The 17,042-nt window shown below is 45.0% G+C and carries 13 protein-coding genes; 3 read left to right on the plus strand and 10 right to left on the minus strand.

The features are described 5' to 3' along the window. Positions 1–31: 31 nt before the first annotated feature. Positions 32–2,383, plus strand: a complete 2,352-nt coding sequence (locus ACO067_RS21180; RefSeq protein WP_421877943.1) for an ABC transporter permease — start codon at positions 32–34, stop codon at positions 2,381–2,383. A 171-nt stretch (positions 2,384–2,554) separates the two neighbouring features. Here the strand turns inward: ACO067_RS21180 and ACO067_RS21185 are convergent, their stop codons facing one another. The 4 genes from ACO067_RS21185 to ACO067_RS21200 form a co-directional block, all read right to left on the minus strand. Continuing rightward, positions 2,555–3,517, minus strand: a complete 963-nt coding sequence (locus ACO067_RS21185) for an ABC transporter ATP-binding protein (RefSeq protein WP_421877945.1) — start codon at positions 3,515–3,517, stop codon at positions 2,555–2,557. Between the two features lie 37 nt (positions 3,518–3,554). Continuing rightward, entirely contained in the window at positions 3,555–4,727 is a 1,173-nt protein-coding gene (locus ACO067_RS21190) for a PQQ-dependent sugar dehydrogenase (RefSeq protein ID WP_421877947.1), read from the minus strand. 28 nt (positions 4,728–4,755) lie between these two features. Beyond that, the gene (locus ACO067_RS21195; RefSeq protein WP_421877949.1) at positions 4,756–5,592 is read right to left on the minus strand and encodes an ion transporter; all 837 of its coding nucleotides are present in this window, start codon (positions 5,590–5,592) and stop codon (positions 4,756–4,758) included. Between the two features lie 94 nt (positions 5,593–5,686). Further along, positions 5,687–9,913, minus strand: a complete 4,227-nt coding sequence (locus ACO067_RS21200) for a CHAT domain-containing protein (protein ID WP_421877951.1) — start codon at positions 9,911–9,913, stop codon at positions 5,687–5,689. A 142-nt stretch (positions 9,914–10,055) separates the two neighbouring features. On the opposite strand from ACO067_RS21200, the gene ACO067_RS21205 reads away from it, so the two are divergent. Beyond that, complete coding sequence (locus ACO067_RS21205; protein WP_421877953.1) at positions 10,056–11,954, plus strand: ABC-F family ATP-binding cassette domain-containing protein; 1,899 nt, start codon at positions 10,056–10,058, stop codon at positions 11,952–11,954. Between the two features lie 10 nt (positions 11,955–11,964). Here the strand turns inward: ACO067_RS21205 and ACO067_RS21210 are convergent, their stop codons facing one another. From ACO067_RS21210 to ACO067_RS21235, 6 genes are all read right to left on the minus strand, one after another. Then, positions 11,965–12,387, minus strand: a complete 423-nt coding sequence (locus ACO067_RS21210) for a hypothetical protein (protein ID WP_421877955.1) — start codon at positions 12,385–12,387, stop codon at positions 11,965–11,967. Further along, positions 12,384–13,019, minus strand: a complete 636-nt coding sequence (locus tag ACO067_RS21215; protein ID WP_421877957.1) for a hypothetical protein — start codon at positions 13,017–13,019, stop codon at positions 12,384–12,386. Before ACO067_RS21215 ends, ACO067_RS21210 begins: the two co-directional genes overlap by 4 nt. 1 nt (position 13,020) lies before the next feature. Then, entirely contained in the window at positions 13,021–13,521 is a 501-nt protein-coding gene (locus ACO067_RS21220) for a hypothetical protein (protein WP_421877959.1), read from the minus strand. Positions 13,522–13,638: 117 nt separating this feature from the next. Further along, positions 13,639–14,628, minus strand: coding sequence for a c-type cytochrome (locus ACO067_RS21225; RefSeq protein ID WP_421877961.1), 990 nt, complete (start codon positions 14,626–14,628; stop codon positions 13,639–13,641). A 33-nt stretch (positions 14,629–14,661) separates the two neighbouring features. After that, positions 14,662–14,829 (minus strand): PLDc N-terminal domain-containing protein, encoded by a 168-nt coding sequence (locus ACO067_RS21230; protein WP_421877963.1) that lies wholly within the window; start codon positions 14,827–14,829, stop codon positions 14,662–14,664. A 97-nt stretch (positions 14,830–14,926) separates the two neighbouring features. Next, positions 14,927–16,048, minus strand: a complete 1,122-nt coding sequence (locus ACO067_RS21235) for an acyltransferase family protein (RefSeq protein ID WP_421877965.1) — start codon at positions 16,046–16,048, stop codon at positions 14,927–14,929. A 233-nt stretch (positions 16,049–16,281) separates the two neighbouring features. On the opposite strand from ACO067_RS21235, the gene proB reads away from it, so the two are divergent. After that, entirely contained in the window at positions 16,282–17,040 is a 759-nt protein-coding gene (gene proB / locus ACO067_RS21240) for a glutamate 5-kinase (protein ID WP_421877967.1), read from the plus strand. Positions 17,041–17,042 lie beyond the last annotated feature (2 nt).

Consider the following 17,042-nt stretch of genomic DNA (forward strand, 5'->3'; position numbering starts at 1 on the left):
ATGAGAGGTCTTTTGATCAAACTACTCTGAAATGAATCACTACCTAAAGGTCACCTTCCGCAATTTTTTCAAGCACAAAGTCTCTTCGCTCATCAACCTGGTTGGGTTAACCACTGGCCTCACTTGTGCGTTTTTCATCTACCTCTGGGTACAGGATGAGTTCAAGATCAACAAATTTCACGAAAAGGATGATCGCCTCTTCCGCGTGATGGAGTTTCAGACCTATTCCAATGAGGTGTTTGCCACCAACTCCACACCGGGAATCCTCGGACAAAACCTGAAAATCGACTTTCCAGAGATCAAGTACGCCGCTACCACCACCTGGATCAATCCGGGGTTGCTATCCCATGAAAACACGTACTTTAAAGAAGATGGCTACCACGTCGGAGAGGATTTTTTCAATATTTTCACCTACCCATTGCTGGCCGGAGATCCTGACAATGTGCTGAAAGACAAGACGTCTATTTGCATTTCTGAGAAAGTGGCGAAGAAGTTTTTTGGTAGTGTGGACGGTGCCATGGGCCAAACCCTCCGTTATGAAGATGCACGCAACTTTATAGTGAGTGGTGTCTTTGCAGACATCAATCCCAAGTCCACCCATATTTTTGATTTTGTCTTGCCTCTGCAGGATTGGCTGGATCAAAATGAGTGGGCCACACATTGGGGTAACAATGGCCCGCATACTTATGTGATCCTACAGGAAAACACCGAACCGAATCACGTGACCCAGAAAATCTCCGGATACATCCATACCAAGAATGAGGATAGCAATGTAGACCTGTTTCTCAAAAAATACTCCGAACAATACCTCTATGGCAAGTACACCAATGGCGTGCTGGATGGTGGTCGAATTGATTACGTTCGGCTGTTCTCCATTATTGCCGTCTTTATCCTGGTCATCGCCTGCATCAACTTCATGAACCTGTCCACTGCGCGGGCTTCTAAGCGGGCGCATGAAGTAGGGGTGAGGAAAGCTCTTGGTGCAGACCGTAGTTTGCTCATCCGTCAGTACATCGGGGAGGCCTTGATGATCTCCTTTTTTTCCATGCTTTTTGCTTACCTCATTGTGGCATTGCTGCTGCCTTCGTTCAACGAAATCACTGATAAGACCATCGCGCTGGAGCTGACTCCTCAACTGCTGGCGATCTCCTTCGGTACAGTAGTGTTTACCGGAGTGTTGGCTGGCAGCTATCCCGCTCTCTACCTCACACACTTTAATCCGGTGCAGGTACTAAAAGGAGAGATCAAAAGCTCCGCTGGAGAGATTTGGGCGAGAAAAGGTCTGGTGATCTTCCAGTTTACCATTACCATTATTTTGATCGTAGGGGTAGTGGTGGTACAAAAACAGACGCAATATGCCTTCACCAAGAACCTGGGATACAGCCAGGACAATGTAGTCTTCTTTACTCAGGATGGAGGCATTCCTGATCAACGAGAGGCTTTCTTCAATGAATTGCGACGGATCCCCGGTGTGGTCAATGCTGCAGGTACCAGCCACACCATGGTGTCACAGATGAGCAATACCAGTGGACTGAACTGGCGCGATAAAGATCCGGAGGCGCGAATTCTGTTTGAAAACATCCGAGCGGACTATGACTTCTTTGAGACTATGGGTTTTGAACTGGTTCAGGGCCGATGGTTTAGTAAGGAATTTGGTGCCGATACTACACGGATGGTCATCAACGAAGCTGCAGCCAAAGTAATGGGTTTCACGCCGGAGGAAGCCGTTGGTGAGACGATCAAGCTTTGGGATGAATATGACCTTCAGATCATCGGCGTACTGAAAGATTTTCATTACATGTCTATTCATCAGGCAGTGAGCCCTGCCTTTTTTAGAATCGAAGACACAGGAAATGTGGCTGTGAGACTGGAGGCAGGTAAAGAAGTGGTCACGATGAATGCAATCGAACAGCTCTATCAGAAATTTAGTCCAGGATTCATTTTTGAGTATGAGTTCCTGGATCAGCGCTACCAGCGTTTGTATACCTCCGAGCGACGCATCGGTACACTGTCGTCTTATTTTGCCGGCTTTGCGATCCTGATTTCCTGTCTGGGACTCTTCGGGTTGGCAGCATTTACTGCTGAGCGCAGACTTAAAGAAATTGGTATCCGAAAGGTGCTGGGAGCTTCCACCACCAATATTGTGATGATGCTTTCCGGAGATTTCACCAAGCTGGTTCTCATCTCCATTTTACTGGCACTGCCTGTTTCTTACTATTTCATGAAGCAATGGCTGGAAAGCTTTGCCTACAAGATTGACCTCAGTCTGTGGATCTTTGTTGGTGCTGCGGTGATTTCTCTGGTCATTGCTTGGCTCACGGTGGGTTCACAGGCGCTGCGAGCTGCCAATGTCAACCCGGCTAAGTGTCTGAAAGATGAATAGATTTTGTATAAGTAATGCGCTTTTGATTCGTGTGTCACCAATTTGTTCTTCGGGATTTGTAATGTCGAAGACATGAGTTCAAGGATTTACACTCTGGGTGGAATCTTATAATAATGGATTAAAAATCCTCAACTCACCACATTCGGATTACAAATCCGAATCAAACCAGCATCACAGCTCAAAATACTCTGCCACCCGCACTTGCTTCAGTGCTGATTTGCCAGGAGTAAAAGCGACGAGTTCCTGTTCAGCAATGCGCACCTCTTGTTTCCAGTAATGCCCCATGAATGTAGAGTTGACCAGCTCTGCCTTGATTCCAGCTTTTGTGGAGGTCAGGTTTTCCGGCCAAACGCCTACTTGTTTGGCTGTGCTTTGAATACCAAACCATTCGAAATCCTTTTTCTTGATGACATTGAATGGCCCAAACAGGTTAGCGGTGACTTCACTTTTCGGGTCTTGATAGACCTCCTGGGGTGTTCCCTGTCGAATGATGTTGCCCTGATAGAGCACGGATAGCTGATCAGCTACCTGCATGGCATCTCGCGTATCATGCGTCACCAGCAGGATGGCGGTTTCGGTTTCCCGAGCCAGGTGTCGGATTTCACTGAGTAGTGAGGACTTGGTACCCAGGTCCAAGTTGGAAAAAGGCTCATCCATGAGCAGTACATCTGGCTCGTGGGCCATGGCACGGGAGATGGCTACTCGTTGTTTTTCGCCACCGGATAGAAGGGAGATGTCCTTGTCCCGCAGATGTTCAATGCGAAAGAGTTTCAGTAGCAGGTTGATTCGTTCCTGTTGGTAGTCTTTGGTGTAGGAGAGCAGTTCGTACCGGATGTTTTCCATCACGGTCATTTTGTGTTTCAGTTTAAAGTCCTGATGCACAATGCTGATTTCCTCATAGCCTGGTACCAGCCGATCTTTCGGTCCTTCAATCACCTCACCATCTAGCAGCACTTCTCCTTCATCAGCGTCTAGCAGCCCGGCAAGTATGCGGAGGAAGGATGTTTTACCCGACCCACTGGGACCCAATAAAACATGAACATCTCCCTTGGTCAACCCGAGGGAGATGTTGTTCAATATTTTGCGGCTATCAAAAGCCTTCGAAAGATGCTTAGCCTCTAAGATTGGAGCCACGTTTTGTTCGTTTGAGGCGAATTTAGGTTAGAAACAATTACCCAGAATAAGTCACCCGATAAATAGCGCCTCTCAGGTCATCAGAGATGAGCATGGAGCCGTCTTCCAGAAACAATATAGCCACAGGACGTCCCCAGGCTTTGTTGGTTTCTTCATTCAGGAAACCGGTGATAAAGTCTTCATAAGCAACACCTTCTCCATTTTCTATTTTCACGGTGGTAATCTTATGTCCGGTGTGTCCAGCTTCTTGTGAGCGGTTCCAAGACCCGTGCTCGGCGATAAAGGCCAGCATGTTGTACTCAGCAGGGAACATATTTCCTGTATAAAATTTCACGCCAAGTGGAGCTACATGTGGTCCAAGGTTTTGAGCAGGTGCCACAAAATCCTCACAAGGATATTTGTCACCGAACTCAGGGTCTTTGATGTATCCGCCATGGCAGTATGGATAGCCAAAGTGCTGACCAGCTTCCGTTGCTCGGTTCAGCTCACAAGGAGGGATGCTGTCGCCCAGCATGTCTCGGCCATTATCGGTGAAGTACATATCGCCCGTTTCTGGATGCCAGGTGAACCCAACCGTGTTACGCACACCTGAGGCGAATATTTCCCTTCCAGATCCATCTGCATTCATGCGAGTAATGGAAGCATAAATGCTGTCTTTGCTTTCGCAGATATTGCATGGAGCACCCACAGGTACGTAGAGTTTGCCATCAGGACCAAAATCGATAAACTTCCATCCATGATGACCATCAGTAGGGTAGTCTTCGTAAATCAGTTCTTTGGAGATGGCATTGAAATCATCTTCTATAGATGGGTATTTCCAAAGCTTACTGACTTCCGCTACATACAGATCGCCATCGCGAAATGCCACACCGTTTGGCATGCGCAGACCTGAGTCCAGGACATAGCGCACATCGGCCTTGTAATCACCATCGGTATCCTTTATCGCAAAGACCTGGTCACCGTTTCGATTGCCAACGTAGAGTACTCCAGAGGGGCTCATGGCCATGGATCGGGCATTTTTGACACGAGCATAGAGGTCTATGGAAAAGCCAGTGGGCAGTTGTAGTCGGTCCAGCTCCAGATCGGTCATGTCCTGCAGGTCATTGGTTTCTTCTATGGCGCTCCAGGTCTCAACGGTATCATCTGTAGCCGGGCTGCTGCAGCTAATCAGTAAAATGGTTAAGCTGAAAATAAGTGTGGTAAATTTCATTGGATTGGTGTTTTTAACAATACTCTATTCAGGACTTATTGTTTGAAGATTGGGATTGTTCTTTGAGCAATGACTTGATTTCGGTGAGTTCTTGCTGCATGTTATTCATATGATCAATCAGCTGCTCATGTTCCACGTGCACAAATTGCTTGATGTGTTTTTCTTCTTCCTGCAGGCTTTTTTGATGCAGTTCATTCATCGTATTGACCACAATAGCAATGAAGATATTCAGTGTGGTGTAAGTCGCTATCAGTATAAATATGATGAAATAAATAGTGGCAAAGGGCATTTGCTCGATAATTGGGCGAGCAATATTAGAGGACCAGCTCTCCAGTGTCATGATCTGAAACAGGGTGAAGAAGGTGTCCGACAATGAACCAAAATACTCTGGATACGCTTCGCCAAACAGGTTGTTGCCAATGACTGCAAATATGTAAAAGATGATCACAAGTAGTACGCCAATCCAACCGATACTGGGGATGGCATGTAGTAGTGACTCAATGATGATTTTGAGTTTAGGAATGTTCTTAAGCAATCGCAGCGTTCTGAGGATACGCAGCGCACGCAGCACGGCAAAGGAGGCACCAATACTCGGTATGATCGATACCAGGATGACAATGCCATCAAAGAGGTTCCAGGCACTTTTGAAGAAACTAAGGCCGTAAGCATAGAGCTTTAGCACTATTTCTATGACAAATACGAAGAGGATGATCCGATCGATCTGATCAATGTAAAATCCGAAGGCATTCATGTAATCCGGACTTGTTTCCAGACCTATGAGAATGGAATTGAGAATGATCAATCCTACGATAAATTTTTGGAAAGCATTTTTCTCAACGAAACGGCGCACATTGGTTTGCGTCATAGATGGTCCTGTTTACTTGGAGCTGCAAAAGTAACCCTGAATCGGTAAAAGCGATTCAGGGTTTTTACGGATGGTAATTCAGTTATTTGGATGTTTATATTTTCGCGATCATGGTGAAGGCACCCCAGTAAATTGGGTCATTGAATTCTTTCTTGATCTTGCGCTGAGCGTTGTTAAAAGCGGTTCGCTTGTCCTGACCGTTTATCCAGTTGTTGTAAAACTCTACCATCAGCTGCTGGGTCACCTCATCAGATACCTGGAAGAGCGACATGATGATGGCATCTGCACCAGCCACCAGGAATGAACGCTGGAGCCCGAAAACTCCTTCACCTTGTTGAATTTCACCACGGCCGGTTTCACAGGCCGAAAGCACGATCAGCTCAGTCTGGTCAAAGTTCAAACTCATGGCCTCATAGGCAGTAAGGATTCCATCCTGGATATTATAGTTTTTCGTGGCATTGACCAGTACATCTCCACCTCCCTCTGTGAGTAACCCTGCTCGTTCCAGTGGGTTGTCATCTTCCTCAAACAGCAATTCAGGTTCTTTTCCTTTTTTTGTTTGATCCTGGAAGAACCCGTGGGTGGCGATATGAATCAAGGTATAGCTTTGGGCACGTTTGATCTGCTCTTCGGTGGCATTAGAGCCGAGATAGGATTCAGTATACCAGCCTTTATCTTTCAGAAGCTTGGTGATCGTATTTACTTCTGTTTCGGTACCAGGTAGCTGCTGAACCAATCCCTGTCCCACAGAGTTGGCCTTCTTGATGGCTGCTTCCTTATTGGCGTCATTTTCATAGTAGGTTGGGTTACCCATGAGCAAGGCTGTCATGTTTTCATCGGCTCCAGCCTTTTTAGCCTCTTTTCTGGCTTCTCTGGAGCGCAAGGCAGCAATGGTGCGTGAGTTGTTGATCACACGGACATTTTGTAGGTCGATCACGAATGTGGTATCGTCGATTAGCAAGGACTCTACGTTTAGTTGATTGTAAATACCATCAGGTGACAGGTACACTACGTCTTTGTCTTTGATCACCTCATGGATTTGTTGCCAGTAGATCTGGTAGGACCTGTTATCAGGTATTTTGTATTTGGTGGCATTTCGATGGTACTGAAAGTGCTTTCCTTCCATCTCTTTTCCATTTTTGAGTAGCACCAACTCAGGATTCCTTTTGGTATCCGCTGTGACAATCAGTGCCGCATATCTGATGGAGTCTTCATTGAATTTGTTGTCAAACTCACGATACCGAATGATCTCCACTGCAGCTTCATTGTCTTCCAGTGATTTTCTGATGTCATTCCAGCTGTATAGTTGGAATTCGTAGGAATCCTGAAACTCCTGGGAAATGGAACTGAGCTGCTTTTCCAATACGGCAATTTCATCTTTAAGCTTCGGGATATCCACTTGATTTTCAATGAGCTGCTCTTCACTTTGAGCCACGGTAGTGGTGAGGTACTCCTTCTTTTCTACCCATTGTTTGAATAGTTCTATCAACTCAGCATTGCCACTATTCATGATGCTATTCCGTGTTTTTCGAGATGAACTGAGCAATAGTCCTTTGGTAGTCAGCGCAAAATCGTACATGTTTTCCAGGTATTTTTCTTTTGACTGACTATATGCTACTGCGATGGTGTTGTAAAACTCAAAATCTGGTTTGATTTTGTTCCAAAACTTGGATTTTTCTTCTTCACTTAATGTTGGGAAGTATTCTTTGGTGTAAGCCAGATAGGAGGTAGTGGTTTCACTGAGTATGTCCTCCACTTTGTTCAGTTCGCCATTGATATAGTAAGCTCTTGCCAAACGACTTTGGGTATTAAGGTAGTCTGGGTGTTGGTCACTAAACAGGATTTTGAAGTATCGGGCAGCCCTTTCATACTCCTTTCGGGCTTCCTTAAAGTCACCCGTAAAACTGTAAATGTCTCCTTTGATGCGTGCCACCTCTCCAGAGCTTTTATTGAGGTTGCTCAGGGCATCACGCCAGATTTCGTCGGCTTGGTTGAGGAGCTTCAGTGCTTCATCATACTCCTTGCGTTGTACATGCACGAAAGCCACATTCTTGAGAGATTCTGCATAGAGCGGGTGGAACTGACCAAAATTACTCTCCGTAATGTCTTTGGCCAGGCGGTAGTACTTGTCTACCACGGCCAGATCACTACCCAGATAGTAATGGATGTTTCCAAGATCATTGTAAGTATCAGCCAAAAGAATATGTCCGTCTCGCAGTACCTTTTGTCGGATTTTTAAGACATCAGTGGCATTGACCAACGCGGCCTGGTAGTTGCCAAGCTCCACGTAAAGTTTGACCATGTAGCTCAGGTTTTTAGCAAAGAGCAGTGTAGAATCTCCAAAAACAGTCTCAGCGATTTTCACACTTTTCCGAAAGTTCGATTCGGCCTCAGGGTAGTCACCCTTGATCAGGAACATCTCACCTAATGCACTGTATGGCTCAATTAACCTTCGGCTATTATCCTTATAGATTTTTTTGCGTTCACTGATCACCTCATTAAGCAGTTCCTGGGTTTCACTGTATTTCCCCATTCGGGTGTAAAGAAACGCCAGGTCGGTTATGGAGTTGAACTTCAGCTCTTTGTTAGCAGTGGCCAGTCTGTTGTAGATGGACTCGGCTTTGTTTAGCTGGTTGATCGCTTTGCTGTACAAACCGATGGTCCCATAGAGATAAGCGGCATTGTTGAGGGCGTTGACAAATTCTTCTGATTTTCGTTCGCCGCCTCGTCGGATCAGTTTCAGTGCCTCATCCGTATTTTGCTCGGCATCTTTGTAATAGCCACCCTCTATCTGTAGCCTGGCCAGCTCCACTAGTTTATTTCCCAGTTCTTCCTTTTCGGTGTTCGGGTTGGCTCGCATGGCATCCACCACTTGTTGGGTCAGTTTGATGGGATAGTCGAAGTTACCCACGATGGTGAAGTATTCCATTAGGTCATTGACCATCCGCACATAATCAGGGTGCACCGTGGAAAGCTCTTCGAGTGCTTGCTTGTACGGTTCATCGGCCAGCATTTGATAAGCTTTTTGCGGATTCTCAGAGTACTTAAGATAATAGCCAGCATAGTTGACCTTGTAGATGTTCAGCGCCAGGGTGTTAGCTCTATATCGTAGCCTCAGACTTTTCCCCAGCTCTTCATAAAACTTTTCAGCTATTGGGTAATTCTGGCTCCGATTGGTTCGAAAAATGTAGTCTAAAGCAGCTTGCACTACGTCCGTTCGGATGCGGTGATCGGCAGGCAATAGGCTGCTTGACTTGCTCAGTAAGCCATTAATTCTAACTGCTACATTTTGGTTGGGGTCTTCCTCATAGGTACGCAGAAGTGATCCATAATAATTAGATACCAGGTATGCATAGTCGCGCTTGACATGTGCCTTAATGAGCTGGCTTTCCAGGTTGTTGTATGTGCCCACGGCGTCAGTAAACTTCTCCTCTTCCAGACACGCTCGGATGTCCACATCTGCTGCTTTTTCATACAATCTGCCGGGAGGCTTCAATGCAGTAATTCTACCAGCTAGTTTTCTCGCTTCTGAGGAGTTGCCATAGTCCAGATAAGTATTGGCCTCAGCTATCCTGAAGTCTACATAAGCAGGTGACCTGCCATCCACCAACCGATTGACCTGTTTGCCTCTGAGGTCCAGCAAATCGATGGCTTTGGCATACTCGCCTTTTCGGCGTAATATTTCCACTTCGGCAGCAAACATCCTCACCAGCAACTGGTTTTTGTAGGTTTCATCATCAGAGGTCACCGACTCATAAGCATAGGAGATTTTCATCTTGGTGGGCCATACTTTAATCAGATCGTCCAGTATTGGCTTGGCTTCATTGTATCGGCCCAGTTCTATATCAACTAGAGCTCGTCTGATTTTAACTTCCATTTCTAGCACTTCACTTTGAAGGTAGGAGGAGGATAGCTCGTCCGCCATGCTTTGTATGCTGTCAGCTTTTCGGAAATTACCATAGTCCAGGTAGATATCTACTAGCCTCAATAAGCCCATGGTGTAGTTGTATTGATGCCCAATTTCTTGTTGGTCCAGGCCCGTGAGTGCCTTCTCTATACTCGCAGACATGCCATCATAGTCCGCCATGGCTTTCCTGGATTTGGCCTCCATGACGTAAGTGAGAGGATACAATGAAGGGTCATCCTGGTATTTTTTCTTGATATGCTTTTCTCGCAATTTGTCTATTTGCTTTTGCACTTTGTGGTATTTACCCTTGGCAAATTGCTTTTCGGCTTTACTGAATACTTGCTCCCATGTTTGTCCATAACTACCAGCAGAAAGTAGTAAAAGAGCAATGAGACTTAATAATAGGCGTTGCATGATTCGGTGGTTTTGGGGACGATATACGTATGCTAAGTTAAAAATAGTGAATCCCAAACCATAATGCCATTCTTTGGGCTAATAGTGAGTGCTCCATGACTTCAGAGCTTGTATACACCGATCCCTCATATAACTTTGCGGCATGATAAGTATCAATGACCTCTCATATTACATCGGAGATCGTCCCATCTATGATGAAGCTTCTCTCTTCATCGGCCCGAAGGACCGCATAGGGCTCATCGGACTCAATGGAACCGGTAAATCCACCTTGCTGAAAATGATAGTGGGTGATTACCAGCCCACCGCCGGTGAAATCAATATGAGTAATGATACCAGCATCGGTTTTCTCAACCAGGATTTGCTTTCGTACCAGACCGATGATTCAATCTTGCATGTGGCCATGCAAGCTTTCAAAGAAACACTGAAGATCCAGGAACAGATCGATAAGGTGCTAAAGCAGATGGAGGAAGACTATCAGGACGATCTGGTAGACAAACTTGCTAAGCTTCAGGATAGGTTTGAGACCAACGAAGGATACTCCATGCAGGCCAAAGCGGAGGAAATCCTGGAAGGAATTGGCTTTAGTACTGCTGATTTGCAGCGACCTTTGCGTGAGTTTTCGGGTGGCTGGCGCATGCGAGTTATGCTGGCCAAACTACTGTTGGAGAAGCCTTCTCTGCTCATGCTGGATGAGCCGACCAACCACCTGGATTTACCTTCGATTGAATGGCTGGAAAACTACTTGCAGTCTTATGAAGGTGCGGTGATCATTGTCTCTCACGACCGTCGATTCCTCAATGCGTCTATCAATAAGATCGTGGAGGTAACTGGCTATCAGCTAAATCTCTACAATGGCAATTATGACTTTTACCTGGAGGAAAAAGAGCTAAGAAATGAAATCCAGCAAAATGCCTTTGAAAATCAGCAGCAGAAAATCAAACAAGCCGAGCGATTTATAGAACGGTTCAAAGCGAAGGCCACCAAGGCTAAGCAAGCACAATCACGTGTGAAGATGCTGGAAAAGATGGATCGGATCGATGCGGTGGTGGATGATACCATGCAGGTGGATTTTAGATTCAATTTCAAAACCAAGTCTGGCAGGCATGTAGCACGCTTACATGAGATCAGCAAAGCCTACGGAGACCTGCAGATCCTGTCTCATACAGATGCTCACATTGAGCGCGGAGATAAAATAGCCCTTATCGGAGCCAATGGTAAAGGAAAGTCTACCTTACTGCGGATCGTGGCTGGCACGGAGTCTTATGAAGGGAAGGTGGAGAATGGTCACAATGTGTCTACGGCCTTTTATGCGCAGCATCAGCTCGAATCCTTGCATGTAGACCATGAGATTCTCGAAGAGCTCAAACAGGCCGGCTCTGGCAAGACGGAGCAAGAGCTTAGGAATGTGCTCGGTTGCTTTCTCTTTTCTGATGAGGAAGTATTCAAAAAGATCAAAGTGCTCAGCGGTGGGGAGAAGTCCCGTGTGGCCTTGGCCAAAACGTTGATTTCTGAGTCCAATTTTCTGATGCTGGATGAGCCGACCAACCACCTGGATATGCTGTCAGTGAGTATACTGGTGCAGGCATTGCAGCAGTTTGAAGGGACATTTTTGTTAGTGTCTCACGATCGGGACTTCATTTCCAATGTGGCCAATAAAATCTGGTGGATCGAAGATCAGGAGATCAAGGAATATCCAGGCACCTATGAGGAGTGGCACTGGTGGTATACCAAAGAGCAGGAAAAGAAAAAGCAGCAGCAAGTAAGCCAGCAAACAGCCCAAAAAGAAATCAAGTCGTCGGTAAACACCAAGCCTAGACACGATCAGCCGCAAAAAGAACTGGAAAAGGAGATCAGTCAGATCGAACAAAGGATTGAAACCTTAGAAACTGAGATTGCAAAGCTGGAAGAGGAGCTAGCTAAACCTGAAGTGTATGAGGATGAGCAGAAACTCTCCAAAACCACGAATAAATACAATAGTAAGAAGGCCGAACTGGAGAAATTACATTCGCGCTGGGAAGAGCTAGTGGAGAAGATGGGTTGATTTCAGCCGATTAACTGGTTACCCTTTTCGCTTCAGATATGGATGGCAGCCCATAGGATGGAAGTACTTCATTCAACTTGTCCAGACCTTCATTTTCGAGTACATTCAGATCAAATCGGACTTCATTGTCGAGATCTTTTCTGAAAATCACTTCACCAGCGAAGTGCTTGACTTCTGTGATGGACTCAATCGATATGGACTTGCGAGTGACGTAATTTCTAAGGATTCGATTGTCCTTGATAATAAGGTACGGTTGGTTTTTCTCCAGATAAAGCAAAACCCCATACATCAGACTGATCACCAGATAACCATAAGCAAAAACTTTATCAGGATTAGCAGCGATAGAGGCTATTCCCAGGGACAACCATACAAAGAGAAATATGCGGTATTGTTTCAGCCGCTTGTCGTTAAAATAAAGTCTGAATTCTTTCATGATGATTTTACTTTTTTACCCATCCAGTATTTCATTATCAGTGCAAAACCCAAGCCACCACCAGCCCATATAGGTAGAGAGATTAGTGCAAAATCTAATGTCAATGGCTTGTCAGCTATAAAGGGTATTAGGAGCGTCATGATGAGGTACATCAATCCTCCAAAGTAGAGACCCGTTTTCCACCATTTGACATTCTGATGAGTGAGTTCTAAGGAGATATTTTCAAACCTTGCCGGTTGTTTGGCGAGCCAGGACTGTTTCCACCGATCTATCCACCAAAACCATAGCGGATAGGTAATAGCCAATATCAGCCAGGAAGTGTAATTTCTCAGGCAAGGGATAATCTCTCCACATGAAGGGCAGTACAGCCCAAACCAATTCTTAAAGGCATTTTTGTTTTGTACTGACCAGGTACGGCCATCGTGCATGGTCTGGCAGTGTGGGCAGCGGACATATTGGCGTTCCATCAGCGGTTTGTCAGAGTCCAAGTCAAAGTAAATTGCTTTTGGCGTTCGCTGGCCGAGCACTAGTTCATTGATGACAATTCCAGGGTTGATTACGTAGTGAAGCATGGTGTGGTGCTTCCAGTTCCAAACCTGATAGGTTTTCCCGTCTATTTCTTCTGTTTGCATACTAGCCTGTTGCAGCTGCAGAAGCAGCCATATGATTAGTGTAAATTACCGTGCAGAAACATGCACAGAGAGCGAGCAATGTTGCGTTGAGCTCACCAGGTAACATGTTTTCTTGCACCTCATAGTCATTTTTAAATTTAGTCCAGCTGCTGATGGTGTGCAACGTAAAAACGGTCTTTTTTTGCTCATCAGTGATATCATAATGTATTTTGAAAACACCCTTGGCCTTAAGCATAAATTCCCTGTTTCGTTTGTTAAGGTCTTTTAGTTGAATTTTCAGTTGGCTTTTCCAGTTGCTGGTGATTGTGCCTATGGTAAGTCCATTTTTTTTAATCTCAAATGAAGTCCCCCAAAACCCTTTTTGCTTCACTTCTATTTTTTCATGCCGCAGTTCGATAATGGCATTGGACGAATACCATTTGGGAAACTTCAAGACACCCAGGGGTTTATTGCCTTTGCTTAGCACATAGGTTCGCTTCTTGCTAATCAATTTCTTATTCATTCCGCTAGTGATTGATCTAACAGATGAGTTGATGAAAAGTGGAGATTGTTACAGAAACGACAGAAAAAATGAAAAAGACATCATGTGATGGCCTTTTATTAGTACTGGTTAAGTTGTTTACATTGCCACCGATTCCGGTGTGAATTTCTCTACTTTGTTCGGATTAGGATCTAGTGAGGATAAATAAGCGAAAATGGCTCTTAGATCTTCTTCGGTCATGCTTCCATACATGGTCCACGGCATTACTGTTTGCATCTCACCAGAGGATACCGCGTGTGGTGTGTATGTGGAATCAGTGTAGGCTTTGAATCGTTTCACGAAAAAGTCTTCATTCCATGCACCTATGCCGTTGGCAGGATCAGGTGTGATATTGGCTGATCTCACCACACCAAAACCAGGCATTTTGAACTCAAAACCCCCAGCCATGTAGAGGTCCATGATTCGTTCTCCTTTGGCTGTTTGAGGAGTATGGCAGTCTCCACAGGCTGCTATCGTCACCAGGTATTCGCCAGCAGCCAGCTGATCTTCTGGATTAGGTTTTGGCTGTGGGTTGGCAGGTTGAGGGATGGTATGAAGTATCACACTCATCGGGAAGTCCGCCTCTGATGCCGCCACTTCATTTTCAAGCGGCTGTAGCGATCGAATGTAGGCAATAATGGATACTACATCTTCATGGGCCATTTTTCCATAAGAACCATAGGGCATAATTGGGAAAATTGGATCTCCGGATTTGGTAACACCAGTAGTAATCAGTCGATATAGCTCTCCATCAGTCCACTGACCAATACCTGATGGGGTGATATTTTTGGCAGTGAAGCTACCGGGAAAGCCAAAGTTGTGATCGAAGACCTCTCCACCCTGACCGAAAGTGCCCGAAACTAGCGGACCCGAAAACTTGGACCAATCTCTCTGGGAGTGGCAGTCCATGCACACTGTTACGCTATTGGCCAGATAGGCTCCACGTTCCAGTAGTTCTGGGGTTGTCTGTACTTTCATTTGTGGAGCATCTCCCACATTGGGCAAGCTCACTTTGACATAACTAATGCCTATGATGATCAAAAGAACAATGACGGCTAGTATGAAGCCGAGGATTTTTAGGATTTTCATGTTGTTGGTGTGGTGATTGTTAAAAATATCCGACTATCGCTTGACTACAAAGAAGTAAACGATGGCTGTGATTACATTGAAGATAAGGGCACAAATGATCCAGAGAAGTTTGCTACCACCTGACATGCTCTTTTGATTAGAAACCACATCATAAATCACCCAGATAGCACATACTAATGCGATAATATATCCTGCTGTCATAAAAAATTAGGTTTAAAAGGTCTTTTGAATTACCGGAAATATTTTGGATTTTCCAAATATCGCATTCGACCTAATTTCTACCGGAATGCCCACGGCTTCACATGAATTTATTAGCTAACCATTTGCGAATCGGCTCATCGTAAAATTTCAATGAAGCATAGGAAAGTACTGTGGTAGCAATTAGCAGACCAATACCAACTAAAAGGCCTTGACTCAGGGGAATGTTATTTTCAGTAACCCAGGCATAAAATACATAGGTGAACGGGAAATGTATGATATAGATCGGATATGAAATATCACCTAAGAAAGTGCAAATGCGTTCCATCCCTTTATGCTGGACCTCCCCAATTGCACCGAGATAAATAATTACTGGGAACACTAGAATAACTGTGAGCGAGTCGTAAAGACCGTTGATCCAAACTTGATCATAGCCTCCCACTCTAGGGAAAGAGAGAGCAACAGTAAGTAGAAAGCTACAAATGAGAAACGTATTTTTAATCCTACCTACTTTTACTAATCTACGCAGGAGCATACCTGCCACGTAAGGGAATAACAAGCGTGTAAAACCAATTCTCAGTTGCTCTGGATCCAGGGCCCATCCTCCGATAATATCACCCTTCGGGCTAGTAACTGCTAGATGAATTAAAGCCAAAGCGGCAATTAACACCAAAATAGCCATGAACACTTTGGAGAGCTTACGCAAAACAAGTGCATGCAAGATATTGGCGATGTACTCGAAGAATAGCGACCAGGCAGGACCATTTAAAGGATGCATTTCACTCCAGCCTCTAATGTCCATTGACGGTGGAATTGGTACTAATGTATATCCAATAAGTGTAATTATTAGGAGTTCCCATACCGGGGTCTCAGCTATTAGTGGAAAATAGGCGGACTCCCCAAAATAGAAGCAAATGGCTCCGACGGTCATACCCATTATGATCATAGGATGAAGTCTGACGACTCTCCTTTTGAAGAAGTCTTTTAGAGTCATCTGATGCCATCGGTCATCATATGCGTGAGCCATCACATACCCTGAAAGCATAAAGAAAAAGTCCACAGCCAAATAACCGTGATTAATAAATTGTTTGACGTGATCACCATTGGAGTAGACCTCCAGAACATGAAATAGTACAACAACGAGTGCTGCCACACCTCTTAGGGCATCAAGAATTTTAAAGTGTCGTTTTGAATCAGCAAAGGATGAACTTGATCGTATCATCTGGGTGAATCTGGGGTTCGTTAATTATTTAAAAATGACATCCATTCTAAAATAAAATTGGGATGCTAAGTCTGTCATTTTTTTAAAGTACGAAAGTTATAGAATCTTTTTATTGCATTAGTGTTTGAAATAATGTTTTGCCTTTATGGATATTATGAAATATAGTTTTTACATCCCTGCAATTCCGGTTAATTTTCCGCTGCATTGCCCACACCCCAGCAAAGAAATACTACATGAAACAGGACAAACGCATCGTGGTAAAGGTGGGAACAAACGTGCTCACCAAAGAAGACGGTACACTTGATAAGCTGATATTCAGAGAGATAGTGGTGCAGCTGGTCAAACTGAAGAAGCTTGGTTGGAGCCCGATTCTGGTCTCCTCAGGAGCTGTAGGCGCTGGGAAGAGTATTTTGGGCGAAAGTCATATTCAGGATGAAGCGATCCGTCGCCAGGTATTTTCAGCTATTGGGCAAACATCTCTGATGAAAAGGTATTTCGAACTTTTCATTGAATATGACATTGTCTGTGCACAAGTGCTGGCTACTAAGGAGGACTTTAGCGGTGGAGAACATTACCAAAACATGATCAATTGTTTCGAAGGATTATTGGCTGAGGGAATCGTTCCGATAGTCAATGAAAACGATGTGGTGTCATTAACTGAACTGATGTTTACGGACAATGACGAGCTTGCCGGCCTCACAGCTAGTATGGTCCAGGCTACCAAACTAGTGGTTCTGAGCAATGTCGACGGGATCTACAATGACCGACAAGAAGTAGTGCCAGAGATACATCCGGAAGACGATCACGTGAGAGCGTTCATTTCTACGGAGAAGTCTGGCTTGGGCAGAGGAGGCATGCTATCCAAGTATGAAATAGCCAGTAGTACGGCCGCCAGTGGAATAGAAACCCACATCGCCAATGGGAAAAGAGACCATGTGCTTTTGGATATTGTTAGTGGCAAGCGAGTTGGGACATTTTTTTTGACAAAGTAGTT

Source organism: Marinoscillum sp. (assembly GCF_965229915.1).
In the GTDB taxonomy this organism is placed as follows: Bacteria; Bacteroidota; Bacteroidia; order Cytophagales; family Cyclobacteriaceae; genus Marinoscillum.